Annotated in this window: 15 protein-coding genes; 10 read left to right on the top strand and 5 right to left on the bottom strand. The window is 68.0% G+C overall.

The features are described 5' to 3' along the window. Positions 1–17: 17 nt before the first annotated feature. From ACSYDW_RS10230 to ACSYDW_RS10240, 3 genes are read left to right on the top strand one after another with little or no spacing between them, the layout of a single operon-like run. On the top strand, positions 18–3,491 hold the full coding sequence (locus tag ACSYDW_RS10230; RefSeq protein ID WP_438338623.1) for a TM0106 family RecB-like putative nuclease: 3,474 nt from the start codon (positions 18–20) through the stop codon (positions 3,489–3,491). Between the two features lie 4 nt (positions 3,492–3,495). After that, positions 3,496–4,482: an aldo/keto reductase gene (locus ACSYDW_RS10235; protein WP_438338624.1), complete on the top strand. Its 987-nt coding sequence runs from the start codon at positions 3,496–3,498 to the stop codon at positions 4,480–4,482. Between the two features lie 6 nt (positions 4,483–4,488). Beyond that, positions 4,489–4,953, top strand: a complete 465-nt coding sequence (locus tag ACSYDW_RS10240) for a hypothetical protein (protein WP_438338625.1) — start codon at positions 4,489–4,491, stop codon at positions 4,951–4,953. A 214-nt stretch (positions 4,954–5,167) separates the two neighbouring features. On the opposite strand, the gene ACSYDW_RS10245 is transcribed toward ACSYDW_RS10240, so the two are convergent. From ACSYDW_RS10245 to ACSYDW_RS10255, 3 genes are all read right to left on the bottom strand, one after another. Beyond that, complete coding sequence (locus ACSYDW_RS10245) at positions 5,168–5,926, bottom strand: DNA alkylation repair protein (protein ID WP_438338626.1); 759 nt, start codon at positions 5,924–5,926, stop codon at positions 5,168–5,170. After that, positions 5,923–6,405 (bottom strand): MarR family winged helix-turn-helix transcriptional regulator, encoded by a 483-nt coding sequence (locus tag ACSYDW_RS10250; protein WP_438338627.1) that lies wholly within the window; start codon positions 6,403–6,405, stop codon positions 5,923–5,925. Before ACSYDW_RS10250 ends, ACSYDW_RS10245 begins: the two co-directional genes overlap by 4 nt. 261 nt (positions 6,406–6,666) lie before the next feature. Continuing rightward, positions 6,667–7,992, bottom strand: coding sequence for a polysaccharide deacetylase family protein (locus tag ACSYDW_RS10255; protein ID WP_438338628.1), 1,326 nt, complete (start codon positions 7,990–7,992; stop codon positions 6,667–6,669). Between the two features lie 145 nt (positions 7,993–8,137). Here ACSYDW_RS10255 and ACSYDW_RS10260 point away from each other — a divergent pair, with 145 nt between their 5' ends. The 6 genes from ACSYDW_RS10260 (at position 8,138) to ACSYDW_RS10285 (ending at position 15,825) form a co-directional block, all read left to right on the top strand. Beyond that, the gene (locus ACSYDW_RS10260; protein WP_438338629.1) at positions 8,138–9,595 is read left to right on the top strand and encodes a DUF3375 domain-containing protein; all 1,458 of its coding nucleotides are present in this window, start codon (positions 8,138–8,140) and stop codon (positions 9,593–9,595) included. Then, the gene (locus ACSYDW_RS10265; RefSeq protein ID WP_438338630.1) at positions 9,592–10,251 is read left to right on the top strand and encodes a DUF4194 domain-containing protein; all 660 of its coding nucleotides are present in this window, start codon (positions 9,592–9,594) and stop codon (positions 10,249–10,251) included. Before ACSYDW_RS10260 ends, ACSYDW_RS10265 begins: the two co-directional genes overlap by 4 nt. Further along, a complete protein-coding gene (locus ACSYDW_RS10270) occupies positions 10,248–13,571 on the top strand; it encodes an ATP-binding protein (protein ID WP_438338631.1) in 3,324 nt (1,107 codons plus the stop codon). Before ACSYDW_RS10265 ends, ACSYDW_RS10270 begins: the two co-directional genes overlap by 4 nt. Before the next feature lie 73 nt (positions 13,572–13,644). Beyond that, entirely contained in the window at positions 13,645–14,142 is a 498-nt protein-coding gene (locus ACSYDW_RS10275; protein ID WP_438338632.1) for an RNA polymerase sigma factor, read from the top strand. After that, positions 14,139–14,714 (top strand): methylated-DNA--[protein]-cysteine S-methyltransferase, encoded by a 576-nt coding sequence (locus tag ACSYDW_RS10280; RefSeq protein WP_438338633.1) that lies wholly within the window; start codon positions 14,139–14,141, stop codon positions 14,712–14,714. Before ACSYDW_RS10275 ends, ACSYDW_RS10280 begins: the two co-directional genes overlap by 4 nt. Positions 14,715–14,892: 178 nt before the next feature. Then, complete coding sequence (locus ACSYDW_RS10285) at positions 14,893–15,825, top strand: DMT family transporter (RefSeq protein WP_438338634.1); 933 nt, start codon at positions 14,893–14,895, stop codon at positions 15,823–15,825. Between the two features lie 80 nt (positions 15,826–15,905). Here the strand turns inward: ACSYDW_RS10285 and ACSYDW_RS10290 are convergent, their stop codons facing one another. Beyond that, positions 15,906–18,428: an ABC transporter permease gene (locus tag ACSYDW_RS10290; RefSeq protein WP_438338635.1), complete on the bottom strand. Its 2,523-nt coding sequence runs from the start codon at positions 18,426–18,428 to the stop codon at positions 15,906–15,908. Between the two features lies 1 nt (position 18,429). Next, entirely contained in the window at positions 18,430–19,182 is a 753-nt protein-coding gene (locus ACSYDW_RS10295) for an ABC transporter ATP-binding protein (protein ID WP_438338636.1), read from the bottom strand. Positions 19,183–19,308: 126 nt separating this feature from the next. Here ACSYDW_RS10295 and ACSYDW_RS10300 point away from each other — a divergent pair, with 126 nt between their 5' ends. Then, entirely contained in the window at positions 19,309–19,854 is a 546-nt protein-coding gene (locus ACSYDW_RS10300) for a VanZ family protein (protein WP_438338637.1), read from the top strand. The last annotated feature ends 96 nt before the right edge of the window (positions 19,855–19,950 follow it).

The following is a 19,950-nucleotide window of genomic DNA, read 5'->3' on the forward strand; positions in this document are numbered from 1 at the left end:
GAAGGAGCGCCCGCCCCGTGTTTTTCCTGGACCAGGACCTGATCTACTCCGCCAGCGACCTCGTGACGGCCGCCGGCTGCGAGTTCACCTCGCTGAGCAAGCTCGATGAACGGCTGGGCCGCAGCGCGGTGGCGGAGACAGCCGTCGACGAGATGCTCGAGCGCACGGCGGAACTCGGCGACGCCCACGAACACAAGGTGCTCGACGGGCTGGTGGAAACCTTCGGCGAATACGACCCGGACACGGGCCGCGGCGTCAAGAAGCTGCGCGCCGGCGTCCGCGGGGACCGCGCCGCACTGGAGCAGGCCCACCTCGAAACCCTTGAGGCCCTGCGGCGCGGGGCCGACGTCGTCTTCCAAGCGACCTTTTTCGACGGCGAGTTCGTGGGTTTCGCCGACTTCCTGGTCCGCGAGGACACCGGCGCCTACGCGGTGTGGGACACCAAGCTGGCGCGACATGCCCGCGTCACGGCACTGCTGCAGCTCGCCGCCTACGGCGACCAGCTGCTGGCCGCCGGCATCGAGGTGGCGCCGGAGACCACGTTGGTGCTCGGGGACAACTCGCGTTCGGTGCACCGGATGCACGAGCTGCTGCCGGTGTTCAGGGACCGCCGGGACCGATTCAAGTCGCTCGTGGCCGCCCACCGCGGCCAGGACCTGCCGGTGGCCTGGGGCCAGCCGGGGATCAGCGCCTGCGGGCGCTGCGACAACTGCTCCGTACAGGTCACCGAGCACCGTGACCTGCTGCTGGTCGCCGGCATGAGCACCACCAAGCGCAAGAAGCTGATGGAGTCGGGCATCACCACCATCGACGAGCTGGCGCACAGCAACACCGGGGTGCGCGATCCCCACTTCAAGCTTGCCGAGCAGGCCCGCATGCAGGTCGGCATCGCGGCCACCGACGGGGCCACCGGCGGGGTTTCCTACAAGCTCTCCGGCAACCAGACGATCTCCCGCCTGCCCGAACCCAACCCCGGGGACATCTTCTTCGACTTCGAGGGCGACCCGCTCTGGCAGGATCCCCTCGGCGGCTCCTGGGGGCTCGAGTATCTGTTCGGCGTGATCGAGATCGACACCGGCGAGCCTGTCTTCCGGCCGTTCTGGGCCCACTCCCGTGCCCAGGAACGCGGGGCCTTCGCCGACTTCGTCGCCTACGTCGAGGATCGCCGGAAAACCTACCCGGAGATGAAGGTCTACCACTACGCCGCCTACGAGAAGAGCGCACTGCGGAACCTGTCGGTGCGCCACATGACCCACGAGGACGAGATCGACCAATGGCTGCGCGACGGGCTGCTGGTGGACCTCTACGACACCGTGAGGCATTCGCTGCTGATCTCCGAGCGCTCCTACTCCATCAAGAAGCTCGAGCCCCTCTACATGGGCGAGAACCTGCGCGGTGGGGACGTGAAGGACGCCGGCGCCTCCGTTGTCGCCTACGCCAAGTACTGCCAGGCGCTGGAAAACGACGCCGCCGAGGCCGCACGGATCCTGGCCTCCATCAGCGACTACAACGCCTACGACTGCCTCTCCACACTGCGGCTGCGCGACTGGCTGCGCACCCTGGTGCCGCACGAGGCCCGCACCGAGTGGGTCGATCAGGCGCCGCTGCCGGAGATCGACGAGGTGGAGCCGAGCGCCGAGGAACTGGCCCTGCGCGCCTACCTCGAGTCGCTGCCGCAGGACCGGGAGCTGGACGACGACGAGCGAGCCATCGCCATGGTGGCGGCGGCCACCGGCTACCACCGCCGCGAGGCCAAGCAGTTCTGGTGGGAGCATTTCGACAGGCTGGAGAAGCCCTTCGACTCCTGGGCCGAGACCCGCAACGTGTTCATCGTCGACGATGCCCAGGTCCTCGAGGACTGGCACAAGGCCAGCCCCCGGGCCCGGGTCGAGTCCCGGAGCACCGAGCTGCGCGGCACCATGGCCGAGGGCTCGGACTTCAAGGTCGGCAGCAGCTGGTTCGCGATGTACGGGGCCCCGCTGCCCCCGGAACTCGAGCCCAGCAGCGTCGACCGGGCCGGCCTGTTCAACGCCACGGTGGGCGAAAACGACGAGCGATTCGTCATCACCGAGAAGTCCACCGTCAAGGTCCCGCCCTTCGGTGCGCTGCCCGTCGCGCTGACCCCCGACCAGCCGATCAACACCGCCTCCCTGCGCGAGGCCCTGGCCGAGCTTGCCCGGACCGTGGGCGGGGCGCTGCCCTCGCTGCCCCGGCACCCGGGCATCGACATCCTGCGCAAGGCCGCCCCGCGCTTCAGGACCCTCTCCGGCCCGCCGGTGCCGCAGGAGGTCGACGGGCTGCGGAACGTCGTGCCCGCGATCGTCGAGGCCCTGAACGACCTGGACAATTCCTACCTCGCGGTGCAGGGACCCCCGGGCACCGGCAAGACGTTCGTTGCCTCCCACGTCATCGCGGCCCTGGTGAAGCAGGGCTGGAAGGTCGGCGTCGTCGCCCAGTCACACGCCGTGGTGGACAACGTGCTGGCCAAGGCCATCACCAACGCCGGGGTGGACCCTGAGCAGGTAGCCAAGAAGCAGAAGGCCGGGGACAAGACCCAGGTGCCGTGGCACGGCACCACCGACGACGCCGTCGAGAAGCTGCTGGGCGGCGAGGAGGGCGCCCTGGTCGGCGGCACCGCCTGGACCATGACAGGCAAGCGGGTCCCCGAGGGTTCCCTCGACCTGCTGGTCATCGACGAAGCCGGGCAGTACTCGCTGGCCAACACGCTCGCGGTGTCCCGCGCCGCAAAGCGCCTGCTGCTGCTCGGTGATCCGCAGCAGCTGCCGCAGGTCACCCAGGGTTCCCACCCGCAGCCCGTCGACGAATCGGCACTGGGCTGGCTCAGCGCCGGCCACCCGACGCTGCCGGAGGAACTCGGCTACTTCCTGGCCGACTCGTGGCGCATGCACCCGGAACTCTGTGCGAAGGTCTCGGCGCTGAGCTACGAATCCAAACTGCATTCGGCCGCCGCGGCCGCCACCCGTTCCCTCACCGGGGTGCCCGCCGGCGTCGCAACGGTCCTTGTCGAACACCACGGCAACACCACGCAGTCGCTCGAGGAGGCGCACGAGGTCATCAACCAGGTGCGCGCCCACCTGGGACTGGAGTGGGTCGGCGGTACCGGCAAGGCCCCGCGCCGGCTGCTGGCCGGGGACATCCTGGTGGTGGCCGCCTACAACGCCCAGGTGAACCTGCTGCGCAGCGAGCTGGACGGCGCGGGGCTCGAGGACGTCAGGGTCGGGACGGTGGACAAGTTCCAGGGCCAGGAGGCGCCGGTGGTCATCGTGTCGATGGCCTGTTCCTCGGCGGAGGACGCCGCCCGCGGCATCGAGTTCCTGCTCAACCGCAACCGGATCAACGTCGCCGTCTCGCGCGGGCAGTGGCGCGCGGTGATCGTGCGCTCCCCCAGGCTCACGCATTTCCTGCCCTCGAGCCCCGCCGCGTTCGCGGAGCTCGGGGCGTTCCTGGAACTCGGGGCATGCTATGAATGAAGGTATGACTTCACGCATGCTTGCAGGCCAAAAGGTTGTCCCCCTCGGTTACGGGTCCATGAACATCGTTCACGGCTACTCCAATTTCCCGACCCCGGAGGCGGCCGGCAAGCTGCTGAACGAGGTCCTCGACTCGGGCGTCAACCACATCGACACGGCGACGCTCTACGGCGGGCGCCGCAGCGAGGAGCTGATCGGGCAGCACCTGAAGCACCGCCGAGACGAGTACTTCCTGGCCTCCAAGGGCGGCCTCTCGCTGATCGACGGGCGCAGCGTCATCGACGGCCGCCCCGAGTTGCTGCTCGCCCAGGTCGATGCCTCGCTGCAGCAACTGCAGACGGACCGAATCGACCTGTACTACCTGCACCGGCTGGACCGCTCGGTCCCGGTGGAGGAATCGGTGGGCGCCCTGGCCCAGGCCGTGGCAGCGGGAAAGATCGGCGGGATCGGGCTCTCGGAAATCTCCGCCGCCACGCTGCGCAAGGCCCACGCGGTGCACCCGATCGCCGCGGTGCAGAACGAGTACTCGCTGGCGACCCGCAACCCGGAAATCGCCATCCTCGATGCCTGCGCCGAGCTGGGCACGGCGTTCGTGGCCTTCAGCCCGCTGTACCGCGGCTACCTGTCCGGCAACCTGCGGGACATCAAGTCCCTGCCGGAGAAGGACATCCGCCACTTCATGCCGCGCTTCCGCGCCGAGAACTACCCGCAGAACCTGGTGCTTGTCGACGAGCTGAAGCAGCTGGCCGCCCAGTGGGGAACCACCGCCGCGGCCCTGTCGCTGGCCTGGGTGCTGGCGCAGGGCGAGCACGTCCATGCCATCCCCGGGACCACCAAGTCGGCGCACCTCGCCGAGAACATGAACGCCCTGGACCTCGAGTTGGACCGCGCCCAGCTGGACCGGCTCGATGCGCTCATCAACCACCGGACCATCCACGGCAGCCGCTACAACTCGAACCAGCAGGCGACTGTGGAAAGCGACGAGTTCTAGGCCGGCGTGGACAACCCGTACCCTGCGGGGAACCGGACAACGACCGGGGCGTGGCGCTACGTGCCGCCGGCCTGCGCCGCCCTGGCGCTCCTTGTCATGTGCGTGGTGGATCCCGTGGTCGCCGGGGCACCGCTGTGGGACATCGACGACGGGGAGGCCTGGGTGCCATTGGCCATGGCGTGGCTGCCGTGGCTGTTCTTCACCATCCTGGCGGTGGCCACCGGTTTCATGGCGCGCTCCCGGACGGCCATCGCCCTCATGTCCCTGCTCTCGCTGGCCTCGATGATCGTCCCCGCCTTCATCTGGAGCATCCTGTTGGGCGAATTTTTCCCCGCCGCCGGAAACCTGTGGATCTCGATGGGCCTTGCGGCAGCCGCCGCGGTGGCGTTCCCGGCGCTGCTGCTCGGGATTGCGCTCCGGCCCGCGGTCCGCGCCGCCGGCGCACGCACGACGGCCCAGCCGAGGTCCTGACGGCCGCGTGTGGCGGCAGGGCGGATGAAGTCCCGCGACGCAAGTTCCACCGATGCCCGGTGGAGCTTGATGGCCCGGTGCCCCGGTGATCTCACCGCGACGCTCCTGCATGCGGGTTGCAACTCCGGCCGTTGCCCCATGGGACATCTGCCGGTTCCGCCGACCTCAGTGCTTCCGATGTCATGCACCACGCCGTCGTGCGTCCGCAGCCGAGTCAAAGGGAACGAAGACCGCGCTTGGCGATCCGTTCAGTGGCTGCGCACGGCCCTTCGGCAAGCCACCGGGCGACAATCTCACGCGCCCAGTCAGGATCCGACTTGGCTGCGTCGTTGATCCAGTTCGCAACGGAATCCTGAACATACCGTGACGGGTCCCTCCTCAGATTCTCCAAGATGGGAAGGGCCCGGTCGGGGTCGTGCTTGAGCGCTGGAATATGGGCGGCCCATACCCCGCGAGGGCGGAGAACCTCGCTGGCGAAGCGCCTGATGCGTTCGGAATCATCACGCGCAAACTCGGACAGGAGCGTGATTGACAGTTCCAGGTCCTCAACGAGCCTTGGCCGCGCCGCCATCCACGCCCATTCCCGCACCGCGAAGTGCTCGTCGTCGGCGAACATGCGGATGCGAGCCAAGACAACGGCCACCTCAAGCCGGGCCTCGATGGCCGCGAAGCAGGCCCATCCTCGCACAGTGTCCGACGGGTGGGTCGCGAGGGCGGAAAGCTGCCCGTCTTCGAGCGAGCTCCGTATGGCCTGGCCGATCAGCTGCATCCGTTTGAGGATGCCGTACCGTTTCGCGTCGTCGACGGCCTCCTTCAATGCCGGACCAGCTTGTGGGACGGCGCACCGAATGAGAACCGCATGGTCCATGGCCAGGGCTTCCGCGAGCGTGCGCGAGGCAAACCGTCCCTCGTTGAGGGCATCCAGATCTTGCGGGAGGATATCCGCGCGGCGCCGCGCGCCAACCGAACTCATGCCATGCCCCCGCCGAGCCTGCCGGAAATTGTTGTCAGCGCGCGGACCACGGCCGCACGGTCCCGCGCATCGATCCCGACCACGAGGCTGTCAAGCCACGCGGAGTACACCGGGGCCAGGGTCTCGATGATCAGCTCTCCCGCATCGGCGATGTGGACCGATATCGTGCGTCGATCGGTTGCACCCCCTGCGCGGGTGACCAGTCCCTGCCGCTCGAGTCCGTCGAGCAGCCCGGTGATGGTAGCCCGCTTGACGTCCAGGCGCGCCGCAAGCTCGGCCGGGGTGATGCCGGGGTTTTCGGAGACCGCCAGGAGCACTGCCAGTCGGCCCTCGGAAAGCTCGTAGTCGGAGAGAATCAGGGCACAATCGGCATCGATTCGGCGCGCGGTGGCCAAAAGTGCCATCACCACCTGCGCTGATTCGCCGCCCTTGAGCCGCGTGACAAAGAGTTCCTGCTTGACGCCCATCAAAGATTTCATTAGGCGCCATACTATCAGGCGGCTTCGAAAGATCGCCGAACCCAGCAGCCGGTGCGGGTGACAAGTCCTTGGTGAAGCCAGTGCCCTCGCACCCCGGTCTTTCCATGGCTTCCGCGAGCCGACATGGACGGCCGGAAATTGCTGACGCTGGTTTTCCGGCGCTGGCCCATTCATCGAAGACGGCCTCGTCCGACGGTCGACGGATGGCATCCCGTGGTTCGGGATCCCGGAAAACAGCAGGTCCCGGCGGGCCGGCCGGACCTACTTGGGCCGTGCCGGATCGATGACCTTCTCCACGTCGAAGAACGGCTTCAGCACCGGGCGGTCGCCCCGCAGTTCCTTCGCGAACTGCAGCCCGTCCAGGTTGATGCGGGCCTGGCGCAGGTAGCCCTCGCCCTTCTGCATCCAGGAGGTGGTGGTGCCGTCGACCCCGTAGAAGAAATCGAACCCGTCCTTCCTGAGCGCCTCGTACCTCGGCCCCCCGTACCTCTCCACGCGGGCAATGTCGGCGCCGAAGGGGTAGATGAGCTGGTCGGTGTCCCCGGTGATCGGGCGGACCTCCGCGTCCCACCGTTTCAGGTCCCGGGTGAAGCGCGGCATGGGGCTCTTGCCCATGTCGATGTGTCCCCAGGAGTGTGAGGCGAACACCCAGCCGTTGGCCTTCATGGCGTCGGCCACCTGCCTGGCGGTTTCGGTGTCCCGGGCCATGGTCTTGCTCTTGGGGTATTCGCTCTGGGAGGTGCGGTAGCCCAGCACCCCGTTGTAACCGGTCAACGCGACGATGCCCTTGGACCCGCGGTAAGAGAAGTCCGGGTGCTTGGCCACGTAGGCGTCGATGAGCGGGACCATGTCGTAGGCACCGATGGACTTCGTGCCGTCGGCATCCGTGTATTCGTTTTTGACTTGGCCCTTTTCATCAAGCAACAGCTTGGACGGGAAACCGTCCCCGTCCATGTACTCGTAGTAGCTGACGTCGTCCTGGGAGATCACTATCGGTGTCTTGCCCTCGGGAAGGTGGATCTTGCGGTAGGCCATCTTCCCGTTCTCGTCCACGCCGGCGATGTCCGACGGGTTCACCAGCACGAAGCCGCGCCGGTGCAGCTCGGCGATGATCTTGTTGAACTCGGACATCGTCACCATGTAGTCCAGGTACCCCTGCTGGCGGTTGTCGCCGTCGAAGGCGCGCTTGGGGTCCACCACCAGAGAATGGAAGAAGAGGTGGGAGATCTTCGAGTTGTCTTCCCACACCACGGTCCGGGACTTGGCCTTGCCGATCTCGGCCCGCGCCTTCCCGGCTTCCGGGCCGTCGACGCCGGCCAGGGCCTTGGCCGCGGCGGCGTAGTCGTAGCCGGCAGCCAGCGCCCCGGCCTTCCCGACGGGATCGGCCTCCGCGGGCGGAACCTTTTCCCCCGTGGCTTCCGGGGATGGCGGCGCCGGCGTGTGGGAGGCCGGGGCGGGCGTGGGGTTGGTGGGGTTCGGGGACTGCTGGCTGGGTGCTGGCACTTCCTGCGGTGCCGGCGTGCAGCCGGCGAGAACGAGTGCCGAGGCCGCCGCAAGGGCAGCGGCCAAACGTGTACGTTGGAGCATCTTCTCCCGTTTCCTCCCCGCGGCACGGTGCCGCGTGTTGGTTGCTGGATCGGTACCACCGACCCTACCCACCGGGACGCGAACCTTAAACCGGCGCGCCGATGGACTAGGATTATTGGGTTCAACCCCCCGCAAAAGGACCGTGATGCGACCTACCCACCAGGCGAGCCCGCTGTGGAGTCAGACGCAACAATTCAGGTCCTCGGCGGCCTGGAAGTTGCTCTCCACCGCCCCGTGGGCAGTTGCCTTCCTGCGTGCAGAATTCACCAGCGCGAAGCCGCGGATCGGCCTCGAGGTCTTCCAGGCCTCGCTCGAGGCGTTCCTGAAGGTCGTGCGCTCCGAGGACCCCGGCTTCAACGACACCATGACGGCCGCGCAGTACGCCGATGCCTGGGTGAAGAACCAGTTCCTGGCCAGGCCCCTGGTCGACGGGCACTTCGTCTACGAACCCACGGCGCAGACCGCGCGCGTACTCAAGTTCCTCGCGGACTTCTCCGGGGACCGCACCAACCTGAACTCCTCGCGCCTGAACACGCTGCTGGTGTCCCTCGAATCCCTGGCGCACGAGACCGACCCGGACCCTGCTGCCCGCATCCGCGCCCTGGAGGCGGAGATCGCCCAGCGCCAGGAAAAGATCGCTGCGCTGCGCGACGGCACCTCCCCCGCGGTGCTGCCCAAGGAGGGCGCGCTGGCGGCAACGCGTTCGGTGCTGGACATGGCCTCCGGCCTGCCCGCCGACTTCAAGCGCATGCGCGACGGCGTCCAGGAAATGCTACACGCGCTGCGCGGGGAAATCATGGAGTCCTCCTCCGTCAAGGGCGTCGCGATCGGCGCGGTGCTCGAGGGCGACAAGCAGCTGCGCAGCACCCCGCAGGGCGAGACCTTCCGCGGCTTCACCGAGTTCCTGAACTCCCCGGAGGCGCAGGTGCGCTTCCGCGAGGCCGTCAACGAGGTGCTCGAGCGCGACTTCGTCGATTCCCTCGACGCGCAGGAGCGCCACACCCTGGCGAACCTGCTGCGCGAGCTGCGCCGCCAGGCATCGGAGGTCCACCAGTCCTACGGCCGGCTCTCCGAATCCCTGCACGCCTACGTGCAGTCCGAGGAATTCAAGGAGGCCGCGGTGCTGCGCGAGGCCGTGCGCGCCGCCGAACTCGCCGTGGCGTCCTCGCGGGCCCTGCATTCGCGCACGCTCGTCGCCCCGATCAAGCTCTACAGCCCGCGCTTCACCTCGATCTCGGGGCTGGGCATCTACGACCCTGACGAGCACGTGGCCCCGCCCAAACTTGCCGCGCCCCCGGAGCTCTCGGTCGCGGACATCCGCCGCAACCCGAGCACCCCGGCCCCCGACGTCCCGGCCCTGAACCTCGCCGTCTCGGCCGCGCGCAAGACCTCCGGCGGCACCGTCTCGCTCACCGAGGCCTACGAGACGCTCGAGGACCGGCACAGGCACCTGAACACCATCCGCTACCTCATCGAGGCGGCCCGCCTCAATGACGCGGACCCGGATGAAACGGTCTTCGAGGAAATCACGTTCACCCAGGTCGACGGCTCCACCCGCACGGCACTGGTGCCGTCCATCAGCTTCACGAAGGATCCAGCATGAGTACGCAACTGCCCTCCGGCGCCGCAGCCGAACGCCGTCTCTTCGAGGGCGACACCGGGTCCTTCGAGCTGCAGCTGCGCCAGCTCCTGGTCCGCCTGCTGCGCGGCCCCTACCTCGACGGCGTCGCCGAACCGCGGCTCTGGCAGCTGGTCCTTGACCGCCGTGCGGAGATCTCCGCCTACGTCGCCGAGATCTTCCTGGTCCTGGAGGTCGACGCCTCGCGCAAGATTGCGCTATTGAGCCCCGTGGACGTCGAGGCCGCCCACACCACGGCCATCGCCCCGCGCCGTGCGCTCAAGCGCGAGGAGACGCTGCTGGCGCTGCGCCTGCGCCTGCTGCTCGAACGCCATGCCGGCTCCGGCACCGACGCGGTGGTCACCCGCGATGCCGCCCGCGAGATCCTGCTCGAGCACCGCGCCCCCGGGGACACCGACGACAAGAAGCTCGAGGAAACCACCGACGCGGCGCTGGCCCGCCTGCTGAGCCTCAAGCTGATCCTGCCCACCGAGCTGGCCGACGAGTACAAGGTCTCCGGCGCGCTCGCGCTGGCCCTGCCCTTCGCCACCATCGAGGAAATCCCGGACTACATAGCCGCGATCGAGCGCGTGGGCGCGGACGACACCGAAGAACTTGAATTGGAGACCGACGACGCATGAGCATCGAAATGACCCTGCCGCTCTCCGACGCCCTGAATGCCGGGCAGCACAGGCTGACCCAGATCCAGGTCATCAACTGGGGCACCTTCCACGGCCGCCACACCCTGTATGTGGACCGTGCCGGAACCCTGCTCACCGGCCACCCCGGCGTGGGCAAGTCGACCCTTTTCGACGGCATCGGGCACATCTTCTACGCGGCCCCGCGGCTCAACGAATCCGCGCACGAGGCCTCCACCCGCAAGGACCGGCGCACCACCTACTCCTACATGCGCGGACGCCGTTTCAAGACCGAGGCCGGCACCCTCTACCAGCGCCCCGGCGCCAGCTGGAGCGCCATCGCCCTGGTCTACGAGGACGGGCTGGGCTCCAACGTCTGCATCGGCGCGATCTTCGACCTGCCGGCCAACGGGCTCGAGGGCCAGGTCGGCAAGCACTACGTCATGGGCGACCGCGTGCTGGACACCGCCGCCCTGGAGCAGCACGGCGCCCGCCGCTTCACCCCGTCCTCGCTGCAGAAGTCGCTGCCCGGCTTCGAGGCCTTCGACGTGCACCGCGCGTTCGCCGAGAAGTTCCGCCGCCGCCTGGGCATCGACAACGACAAGGCGTTCTCGCTGCTGCGCACGCTGCAGAACGGCAAGGGCCTGGACAAGGGCGTGAACCAGTTCTTCCGCTACGAGGTGCTGGAAATCCCCACCACCATGAAGGCCGCCGCCGGGGCCATCGAGGACTTCTCCCACCTGCGCGGCATCCACCGCCAGCTGGAGGAGGCCCGCGCCCAGCGCGACGCCCTGGCCAACGTGCCGGAGCAGAAGCTGCGCCACGAGGAACTCAGCAAGGAACTGGCCAAGCTCAACACCCTCGTCAGCACGCAGCTGCCGGCCTTCGGCGCGCAGCTGGCCACCCGCGCTCTGCAGAGCGAGACCGAGCAACTGGGCGCGGCGCTGGAGAAGAACACCGCACTGATCGAGGAAACCACGGCCCGCAAGGCCGTGCTGGAAACCAAGGTCACCTCCCTGAACGAACAGCTGGAGGCCGGCGGCGGCGCCGGCCTGGCGGCCCTGGAGCGGGAGGCCGAGGCCGCCCGCAAGACGCTGGCCGAACGCGAGGCCGTGCTGCGCACGCTGCGTTCGGACTTCGAAGCCGCGGGCCTGGGCTTCACCTTCACGTCCTCCGGCCTGCAGGCCATGCGCCGGCAGGCCGCGGTGAGCGCGGAGAACCTCTCCGCGATCGCCAAGGACGCACGCACCATGGAGTACGAGGCCATGGCGAACGTGATGAACCTGAAGGACAGGATTTCCAAGCTCAAGCTGCAGATCGACTCCTACGCCAAGCGCGGCTCCAACATCGACGACCGCTCGATCGCCGCCCGCCGCGCCATCGCCGCGGCCACCAAGCTGGGCGTCGAGGACCTGCCGTTCGCCGGCGAGCTCATCGACCTCTCCCCCGCCCACGGGGCCTGGCGCCCCGCCGCGGAAAAGGCGCTGCGTTCCCTGGCCACCACCATCCTGGTGCGCGGCGAGGACCTCAAGGCCGTCACCCACGCCATCGACTCGCTTTCCGGGCTCGGGCGCATCCGCTGGAACGACATTTCCAAGACCCCGCGCGACGCCACCCCGGGACCGGGCGACCTGGTCGGCAAGCTCGACTTCAAGCACTCTGACGCCGGAACCTGGCTGCGCGCGAAGATCGCCGCGGACTACCCGCTGGCCTGTGTCGATTCCGACGCCGGGCTGCACATCCACGACAAGGCGATCTCGCTGGCCGGCACCATCAAGACCGGTGCCGGCAGCTTCGAGCGCGACACCCGCGCCGTCGCCGCCTCCGACTACCTGCTCGGCTTCACCAACGCGGAGAAGATCTCCGAGCTGGAAGCCAAGCTCGCCGCGCTGGTCGGGGAGCTGGCCCGCATCGAGGACATCGCCAACGACCGTTCGGCGGCCAAGGACCAGCTGGCCGCCAAGCTGGCGCTGCTGGGCACGCTGTCGGAGGACGAGCGCAGCTTCGCCTCGCTCGACGCCGCCGGCGCACTGGCCACCCTGCAGGACCTCGAGGCCCGCATGGCAGAGGCCCTTTCCACCTCCGGGGACCTTTCCCCGGTGCGCCGCGCCCTGGAGGCAGCCCGTGCGGAGCTCGAGGAATGCGTCGGGACCCTGGCCGTGGCCCGCGCCGAGGCCGGCACGTTGGAGCGCAGCCTGGAGAAGGCCGCTGCGGCGCTGCGCGCTGCGAAGGTCCGCGACTCGGCCACCGAGGAATGGGCCAGCGACATGCTGGCCGCCAGCGAGCAGCTGGCCCCGCTGGTCACCCGACTGGAACAGCGCCAGCCCGTGGGCACCTCGGAGCTGGAGGCCGCGCTGAACGCGCTCGCCCTGGCCCTCTCCGAGTCCGGCGCCGACCTCAAGCGCGAGACCTTCACCCTGGAGGCCGCCCTGAAGGACACCTTCAAGGCCTTCGCCCGCGAGTTCGGCAACTCCGCAGCCGTCAGCTTCGGCACCGGTATCGAGGCCGCCGAGCACTACGTGGCCCTGCACCAGGGCATCATCGAGGAGGGGCTGCCGCAGCACGAGGAAGAGTTCCGCGAGTACTTCTCCAACCGCTCCTACGAGCGTTTCTCCGACCTTCTCCAGCTGTTGGAGGAGGAACGCCGGCAGATCGCCGAGCGCATCTCCCCGCTGAACCAGATCCTTGCCGACGTCCCCTTCGAGCACGGCTCCAAGCTGGCGCTCGAGGTCAAGACCACTGTCCCCGACGAGGCCCGGGCCTTCCGCCAGGCGCTCAAGGACGCGCTGGCCGGGGCGTACTCCTCGCGCGGCGCCGCCACACTGAGCGAAAGCTACAAGGCGCTCGAGTACCTTGTCGACTCGCTGGACGACCCATCACGGGCCGCCTGGCGCGACACGGTACTGGACGTGCGCCAGCACGTGACCATCAGCTGCAACGAGCACAAGCCCAACGGCGAGCTGGAGACCGGCCTGGAACCGGGCACGCTCTCCGGCGGCGAGGGACAGCGCTTCACCTCCTTCATCATGGGCGCGGCCCTGGCCTACCAGCTGGGCTTCGCGACAGCGGGCTTCACCGCCTACGGCACCGTGATGATCGACGAGGCGTTCATCCAGGCGAACTCCGAGTACGCGGCAGCCGGCATCAACGCACTGCAGGAGTTCGGGTTCCAGCTGCTGCTTGCCGCCCCGGAGGACAAGATCGACCTCTCCCGGCACCTGGGCTCGGTCACCGACATCATCAAGCACCCGGGCTCCAACGTCTCGGGCTTCGTGGAGTCGGGCCGCTCCCCCGCCGTGGCCACCACCATCAAGCTTCGCTGACAAGAAAACTCTGGCAAGAAACGCACCCGGCACCTCACACATCGGGGGCCGGGTGCGTTTACATGGTGTGGAGATGAAAACGAACCCGCCCTTCGAGCTGGTGGTGCGAGAGCACGGGCCGGCGGTACTGCGCATGTGCACGGCGCTGCTGCGCCCGGGACCCGACGCGCAGGACGCGTGGAGCGAAACTTTCCTCGCGGCCCTGCGCGCCTACCCGGGGCTCGAACCCGGAGCCAACGTGCAGGCCTGGCTGATCACCATCGCCCGGCGCAAGGCCATCGATTCGCTGCGTGCCCGGCACCCGGTCCCCGTGGATTCCGTGCCGGAGCAGGAAGCCGCCCCCGATGGTTTCGGTCCGGACGGGTTGTTCGATCATGCCGGGCTGTGGGACGCGCTGGGCTCGCTCACCGAGCTGCAGCGCAAGGTCATCGGCTACCACTACCTGCTCGGCTTCCCCTACGCGGAGATCCCCGGGTTCATGGGCGGCAGTGCCGCCTCGCTGCGCCGGGCCGCGGCCGACGGCATCAAGTCCCTGCGCAAACTACTGGATGTTTCGGAGGAAGAACGATGAGCGAACTTGCCATGCACGAAATCGACATGCTGAAGGAAAACCTGGCCGAGCGCGCCGCCGCCGAAGGCCTGATCGATGTTTCCTACCGGCTGGTGGATTCACCGGTCGGGCAGCTGCTGCTGGCGGCGACCGAGCGTGGGATCGTGCGGGTGGCCTTCGATTCGGAGGGCTTCGATGCGGTGCTCGGCTCCCTGGCGGAGAAGGTCGGGGTGCGGGTGCTGCACCGCCGCGCCCCTCTGGATGCCGCAGCGACCCAGCTGGACGAGTACTTCGCCCACTCCCGTACCGGGTTCGAGCTGGGTCTGGACCACCGGCTGTCCAGCGGCTACCGGCTTGAGGTCCAGCTGGCGCTGCCGCGCATCGGCTACGGGCACACCGCCAGCTACAAGGAGATGGCGGCGCTTACCGGACGGCCGGCAGCGGTTCGTGCCGTCGGAACCGCGTGCGCGACCAACCCGCTGCCGATCCTGGTGCCCTGCCACAGGGTGCTGCGCAGCGACGGTTCGCTGGGAGGATACCTCGGCGGGCTGGACGCCAAAAAGGTCCTGCTCGCACTGGAGCACGAAGCATAGCGAAAGCACTGAAAGTGCCGTTTCCGAAACTGGGCGAACCTTTCAGCCCTGGCTACCACCGGACTTGCCCGTGGACAATGGTCTTCGTTCAGCCCATTCCCGGATTCGAAGGGGCACGCGGCCGAACCCTGAACGGCCACCGACCCGCCTACTTGGCATCGACAACACGGAGAGAACCATGAAGCGCACCGATTCGGCCGGGAGCGGCGTCGTCGTCGCAGTCTATTTGGCCCTTGCCCTCGTCTGGGGAGCCAGCTTCCTTTTCATCAAGGTTTCGGTGGAAGCCATGTCGCCCTTTGAGGTGGTGCTGGGTCGGTTGGTGCTCGGAGCGCTGGCGTTGTTGGCCATCATGGCAGCCACAGGCAGGAAATGGCCGCGGGAGCGCCGACTGTGGTCGCACATGGCAGTTGTCGCGCTGTTGCTCTGCGTGGCGCCCTTCCTGCTTTTCGCCTGGGCAGGGCAGTTCGTGCCGTCCGGCCTGTCAAGCATCTACAACGCCGCCACACCCATCATGACGTTGGCTGCAACGTCCCTGATGATCCCCTCCGAACGAATGACACGCACCAAGACCGCAGGCATCGCATTGGGCGCCGTGGGAGTAGTGGTCATCGTTGGACCATGGAGGTTCGGCAGCGATGAGTTCGGTGGAATTTCCCTCCCCGCCCAGTTGGCCTGCCTGGCTGCCACGTGCTGCTACGGGCTGGCATTCGCCTACATCCGGAAATTCGTCACCGGCCACCCCTACGATGCCCCCACCATGGCTGCCATGCAGGTGTCCATGGCAGCGGCCATGATGGTGGTTGCCACGCCGTTCGTGGGCCTGACCCCCGTCGCTTGGACGCTTCCCGTGGTGTCTTCCCTGCTCGCCCTCGGTGTGCTGGGCACGGGCATCGCCTACATCTGGAACACCATGGTGGTCCGCGCCTGGGGCGCCCCGGCGGCATCGACCGTCACCTACCTGACGCCGCTGGTGGGCGTGGGCCTCGGCATCCTGGTGCTTGGGGAATCGCTCCATTGGCATCAACCGGTGGGCGGCTTGATCCTCGTCCTCGGCATCCTGGCCAGCAACGGGAAACTCGCACCGAGGCGGACCACTGTGCTCGATGGCTAGGGTTCCAGGCGCCCCGGGGCCAAAAGAACGGGGGGCAATCCAGCTTTCGCCGGTTTGCCCCCCGTTCTGTTGTGTGGCCGCTACTCGCTGGCGAGCCCCTGAACGGGGGCCAGCTTGGCGGCACGGCGTGCCGGGACAATCGATGCGGCCAGGGCTGCCACGACGCTGATGGCAATGACGCCGGCCAGCTGGAGCCACGGGATGGAGACAACCATGGAGCCGAAGGACGCCATCACCGACTGCGCGCCCAGCAGGCCGTAGGCTGTGCCGATCAGCACGCCGAGCAGCGCCGCGACGCCGCCGATCAGTACGGCTTCGGTGGCCAGCATGCCGCGCAGCTGCCCCCGGGTCAGGCCCAGGGCCCGCAGCAAGGAGTTCTCGCGGGTGCGCTCAAGCACCGAGAGGCTCAACGTGTTTGCCACGCCGATCAGCGCGATGAACACCGCCACGGCCAGCAGGCCGGAAACGATCAGCAGCAGCATGTCGATGACCTGGTTGAACATCTGCTTCTCCATGACACCGCCGCCCACCGCGTATTCGTCGACACCCAGCGTGGAGGCCAGGTCCGTGGCCAGGGTGCGCAGCTCCGCGCCGTTCAGCGAGTCATCGACCTTGAGCCACAGCTTGGCCGTGGTCTTGGCCGGGGCCTTGCCCTCCGAGGCACCCAGCACGCTGGAGGCGGTTTCCCAGGTCATGACCGAGTCGATCATGTTGGCGTCGCTGACCAGCAGCTTCAGCTCGCCCTTGGTGCCGTCCGTGCCCGTGGCCTTGGCGGTCTTGCCCTCCCAGTAGCTGGCCACCAGGACCTCGCCTGCCTTGGGCATCTGCCGGTCGGTGTTGAGCACCGAGGCCAGCTCAGCGGAATCCATGGCGTAAACCGGTTGCCCGTTCTCGTCCTGGCCCACCTGGGTCAGCAGGGCGGCGGACTTCACGCCGTCCAGTTCCCGGGCCTTGCCGAGGTTCGCCGGCGTCAGCGTGTCAAGGGTGCCGTTGCTGACCTCCATGTCCACCAGGTACTCGCCGCCCAGGGCATCGCCCAAAGAGGACTTTGCGGTCTGCGCGCCGACCATCATCATGGAAACCAGCGTCACACCGATGAGCAGCGCCGTGGCCGTGGCGGTGGTGCGTCCCGGGTTGCGGACGGCGTTGAGGCTGGCCAGCTTGCCGGGGACGGTTCCGCCGGAGGTCAGCTTGCCGATAAGCGCGACGCTCTTGGGCAGGAAGAGCGAGCCAAGCATGAGGATGCCCGGGAAGGAGAGCAGGCCGCCGCCGAAGGCGATCAGCAGCTCGCCCTTGGCCGCGCCGAAGACCAGCAGTGCGGTGCCCGCGGCAAGCAGAAGCAGGCCTAAGACGATGCGGACCTTGCCGGAGGTGTTGGCCAGCGACACGTCGTCGGCCGGGCGCAGTGCGGCGAGCGGCGCAACGGACATTGCCTTGCGGGCCGGGACCCATGCGGCGATCAGGGTGATGAGCGTGCCCGCGGCGATGGTGCCCACGACAGCCAGCGGCGGAACCGCGAGGGTCGCGAAGGACATCCCGGAGACGTTTGCCGCAAGGATCTTGATCAGCAGCGACATGATGCCTGTGGCGAGCAGGACGCCGGCGGCGGAGGCCAGCAACCCGACGATCAGGGCCTCGACGAGCACCGAGGCGCGGATCTGGGAGCGTACGGCACCGAGGGTGCGCATCAGCGCCAGTTCCCGGGTGCGCTGGGCAACCAGCACCGAGAAGGTGTTCATGACAACGAGCCCGGTGACCACCAGGGCGATCAGCGCGAAGACCAGGAGCACGATGGTGAGCTGGTCGTTGCCGCCGGAGAATGCCGCAACGTCGGCGACGATGCGCTCGTCGGGGGTCATGACGGTGAAGTGCGTGACGCCCGATCCCTCGACGGCGGTGTCCAGGGAGGACTTCAGCGAGGCAAGGGCCGCGGGATCCTCGGCGCGGACTGTGACCTGGTTGTACTCGGCGGGCTGGTCCCCCCGGAGGGTCTTGAGCAGGTCGGGGGTCACCGACAGGTTCATGACGGAGCCGCTCATCGGGTCGTTGGAGGACGCGGTAATGCCGCTGACAATGACGTGCCGGCCTGCGGCGCCCTCGGAACCGTCCGAGATCTCCACGGTGTCGCCGACCGAGATGTTGTATTCCTTGGCGTACACGGAGTCCACGGCGACCTGGTCGCTGGTGGCGGGCATGGCCCCGCTGGCCAGTGTGGTGGTGTTCAGCGAAGCATCGGCGGCAGGGGTGCTGACGACGGCGTAGTAGCGCTTGGCGCCCGCGTGGACGCTGGCGCCGGCGGACTGGATCCCGTGGGCCGCGGCGACCCCCGGGGTCTTTTCGATGGCGTCAAGGGTCTTGCCGGTGATCGTGTACGACTCGCTCGTGGCGTCGCCGTTGTTCTCGTAGGCCGCCGACATGTCGCCGCTGACCACGAGGTCCGCCTTTGAGTAGGCCGACCCGATGCTGTTTTTCAGGGACTCGGTTGCCGAGGCGTTGACCATGAGGGTCGCAGCGAGGAACGCGGTGCCGACCATGACCGCGAGGATCACCGCGATGAACCGGCGTGAATACGCCTTGAGGTTTGCGAGGGCTAGCTGGATCAACTTAAGCTCCCAAACCGGAAAGTGCCTGGGTCACCGATTCAACGGTGGGGTCTTCCAACTGCCCGACGAGCTGGCCGTCCTTCATCAGCAGCACGGTGTCCGCGTAGGAAGCGGCGACCGCGTCGTGGGTGACCATGATGATGGTCTGGCCCATTTCCCGGGTCGAGGAGCGCAGCAGCGAGAGCACCTCGGCCCCGGTGCGGGAGTCCAGGTTGCCGGTCGGTTCGTCGCCGAAGACGACCTCGGGGCGGGTGAGCAGGGCGCGGGCCACGGCCACGCGCTGCTGCTGGCCGCCGGAAAGTTCGTGCGGCTTGTGGTTCATGCGGTCCTTCAGGCCCAGCGTGGCCACGATGGTTTCCAGCCAGGCGGCATCGTGCTTCTTGCCGGCCAGTGCCAGCGGAAGCAGGATGTTGGCCTCGGCGGTCAGCGTCGGGACGAGGTTGAAGGACTGGAAGACGAAGCCGACCTTCTCGCGGCGCATCTTGGTCAGTGCATCGTCATTCAGCTTGGAGATATCGGTGCCTCCGATGAAGATCTGGCCGCCGCTTGCCTCGTCGAGGCCGGCAAGGCAGTGCATCAGGGTGGACTTGCCGGAGCCCGAGGGGCCCATGATGGCGGTGAAGCGTCCGCGGGCGAAGGAAACGTCGACGCCGCGCAGGGCCTCGACGCGGGTGGAGCCCTCGCCGTAGATCTTGCTCAGCGCGGTGGCGTGGACAGCGATATCGGTGCTGGTATGAGGTGCAGTAATGGTCATAACAACACGTTATGTTGCTGCCGCATGCTTCCGGATCATCCGCAGGGCCCTACTTGGGCTCCGTGCGGCTCATACCCGGGTATGAGGCAGCTCGTTCACAGGAGGCCGGGGTAGGCTCGTGCAGCCATGCCGTATTTCACCCCGTCCTTCGCTGCCCTCCTGGTCCTGCTCGGCCTCGTGGCCTGCGCCGTGCTGCTGGCGGTCCTGACGGCGTTGCACCGCAGGGGCGACAGGGCGCGCATCCGTGCGCTCGCCGCCATCGTCCTGCCGTTGTGGGCGGCAGGACTGGCACTCGCGGTGCTCCCGGCGGCCCCGCTCCCCGATCCGTCGATCCCGTCCGGGACGTTCAACTGGGTTCCCTTCCTGGCCCACGGGGAACGCGACCTCGGGGCAGAGCTTGCCGCCAACCTCGGGCTCTTTGCCCCGATGGCCCTGGTACTCGCGTTTTGCTGGCGACGCCGCGCGGTCGCCAAGACCACGCTTCTGGCGCTGGGGATCTCCGTCGGCATCGAGGCGACCCAGTTGCTGCTCGAAAACAACCGGGCCGCGGACATCACCGATGTCATCACGAACACCGCGGGCGGTTTCCTGGCCGCATGCCTGGGCACCCTGCTGGCGGGGAGATCCGCGCCGAAGCCAGCGAGGGATACGCATCCCGGGGTGCGCACCTAGGGACAGCCGTGCCGGAACGATCCGCGAGTGTCGCGAAACCTCACCGGCGGATTTCCGGGCACTTCAGGTGGGCCCTAGTGGTTCGACGCCTGCCGC

It is taken from the genome of Paeniglutamicibacter selenitireducens (assembly GCF_051550675.1).
In the GTDB taxonomy this organism is placed as follows: Bacteria; Actinomycetota; Actinomycetes; order Actinomycetales; family Micrococcaceae; genus Paeniglutamicibacter.

Excerpts from the sequence above, each read along its gene's own strand:
- ACSYDW_RS10235 (WP_438338624.1), top strand. The coding sequence starts at position 3,496 with ATGACTTCACGCATGCTTGCAGGCCAAAAGGTTGTCCCCCTCGGTTAC.
- ACSYDW_RS10245 (WP_438338626.1), bottom strand. The coding sequence starts at position 5,926 with ATGAGTTCGGTTGGCGCGCGGCGCCGCGCGGATATCCTCCCGCAAGAT.
- ACSYDW_RS10250 (WP_438338627.1), bottom strand. The coding sequence starts at position 6,405 with ATGAAATCTTTGATGGGCGTCAAGCAGGAACTCTTTGTCACGCGGCTC.
- ACSYDW_RS10255 (WP_438338628.1), bottom strand. The coding sequence starts at position 7,992 with ATGCTCCAACGTACACGTTTGGCCGCTGCCCTTGCGGCGGCCTCGGCA.
- ACSYDW_RS10260 (WP_438338629.1), top strand. The coding sequence starts at position 8,138 with ATGCGACCTACCCACCAGGCGAGCCCGCTGTGGAGTCAGACGCAACAA.
- ACSYDW_RS10265 (WP_438338630.1), top strand. The coding sequence starts at position 9,592 with ATGAGTACGCAACTGCCCTCCGGCGCCGCAGCCGAACGCCGTCTCTTC.
- ACSYDW_RS10270 (WP_438338631.1), top strand. The coding sequence starts at position 10,248 with ATGAGCATCGAAATGACCCTGCCGCTCTCCGACGCCCTGAATGCCGGG.
- ACSYDW_RS10275 (WP_438338632.1), top strand. The coding sequence starts at position 13,645 with ATGAAAACGAACCCGCCCTTCGAGCTGGTGGTGCGAGAGCACGGGCCG.
- ACSYDW_RS10280 (WP_438338633.1), top strand. The coding sequence starts at position 14,139 with ATGAGCGAACTTGCCATGCACGAAATCGACATGCTGAAGGAAAACCTG.
- ACSYDW_RS10285 (WP_438338634.1), top strand. The coding sequence starts at position 14,893 with ATGAAGCGCACCGATTCGGCCGGGAGCGGCGTCGTCGTCGCAGTCTAT.
- ACSYDW_RS10295 (WP_438338636.1), bottom strand. The coding sequence starts at position 19,182 with ATGACCATTACTGCACCTCATACCAGCACCGATATCGCTGTCCACGCC.
- ACSYDW_RS10300 (WP_438338637.1), top strand. The coding sequence starts at position 19,309 with ATGCCGTATTTCACCCCGTCCTTCGCTGCCCTCCTGGTCCTGCTCGGC.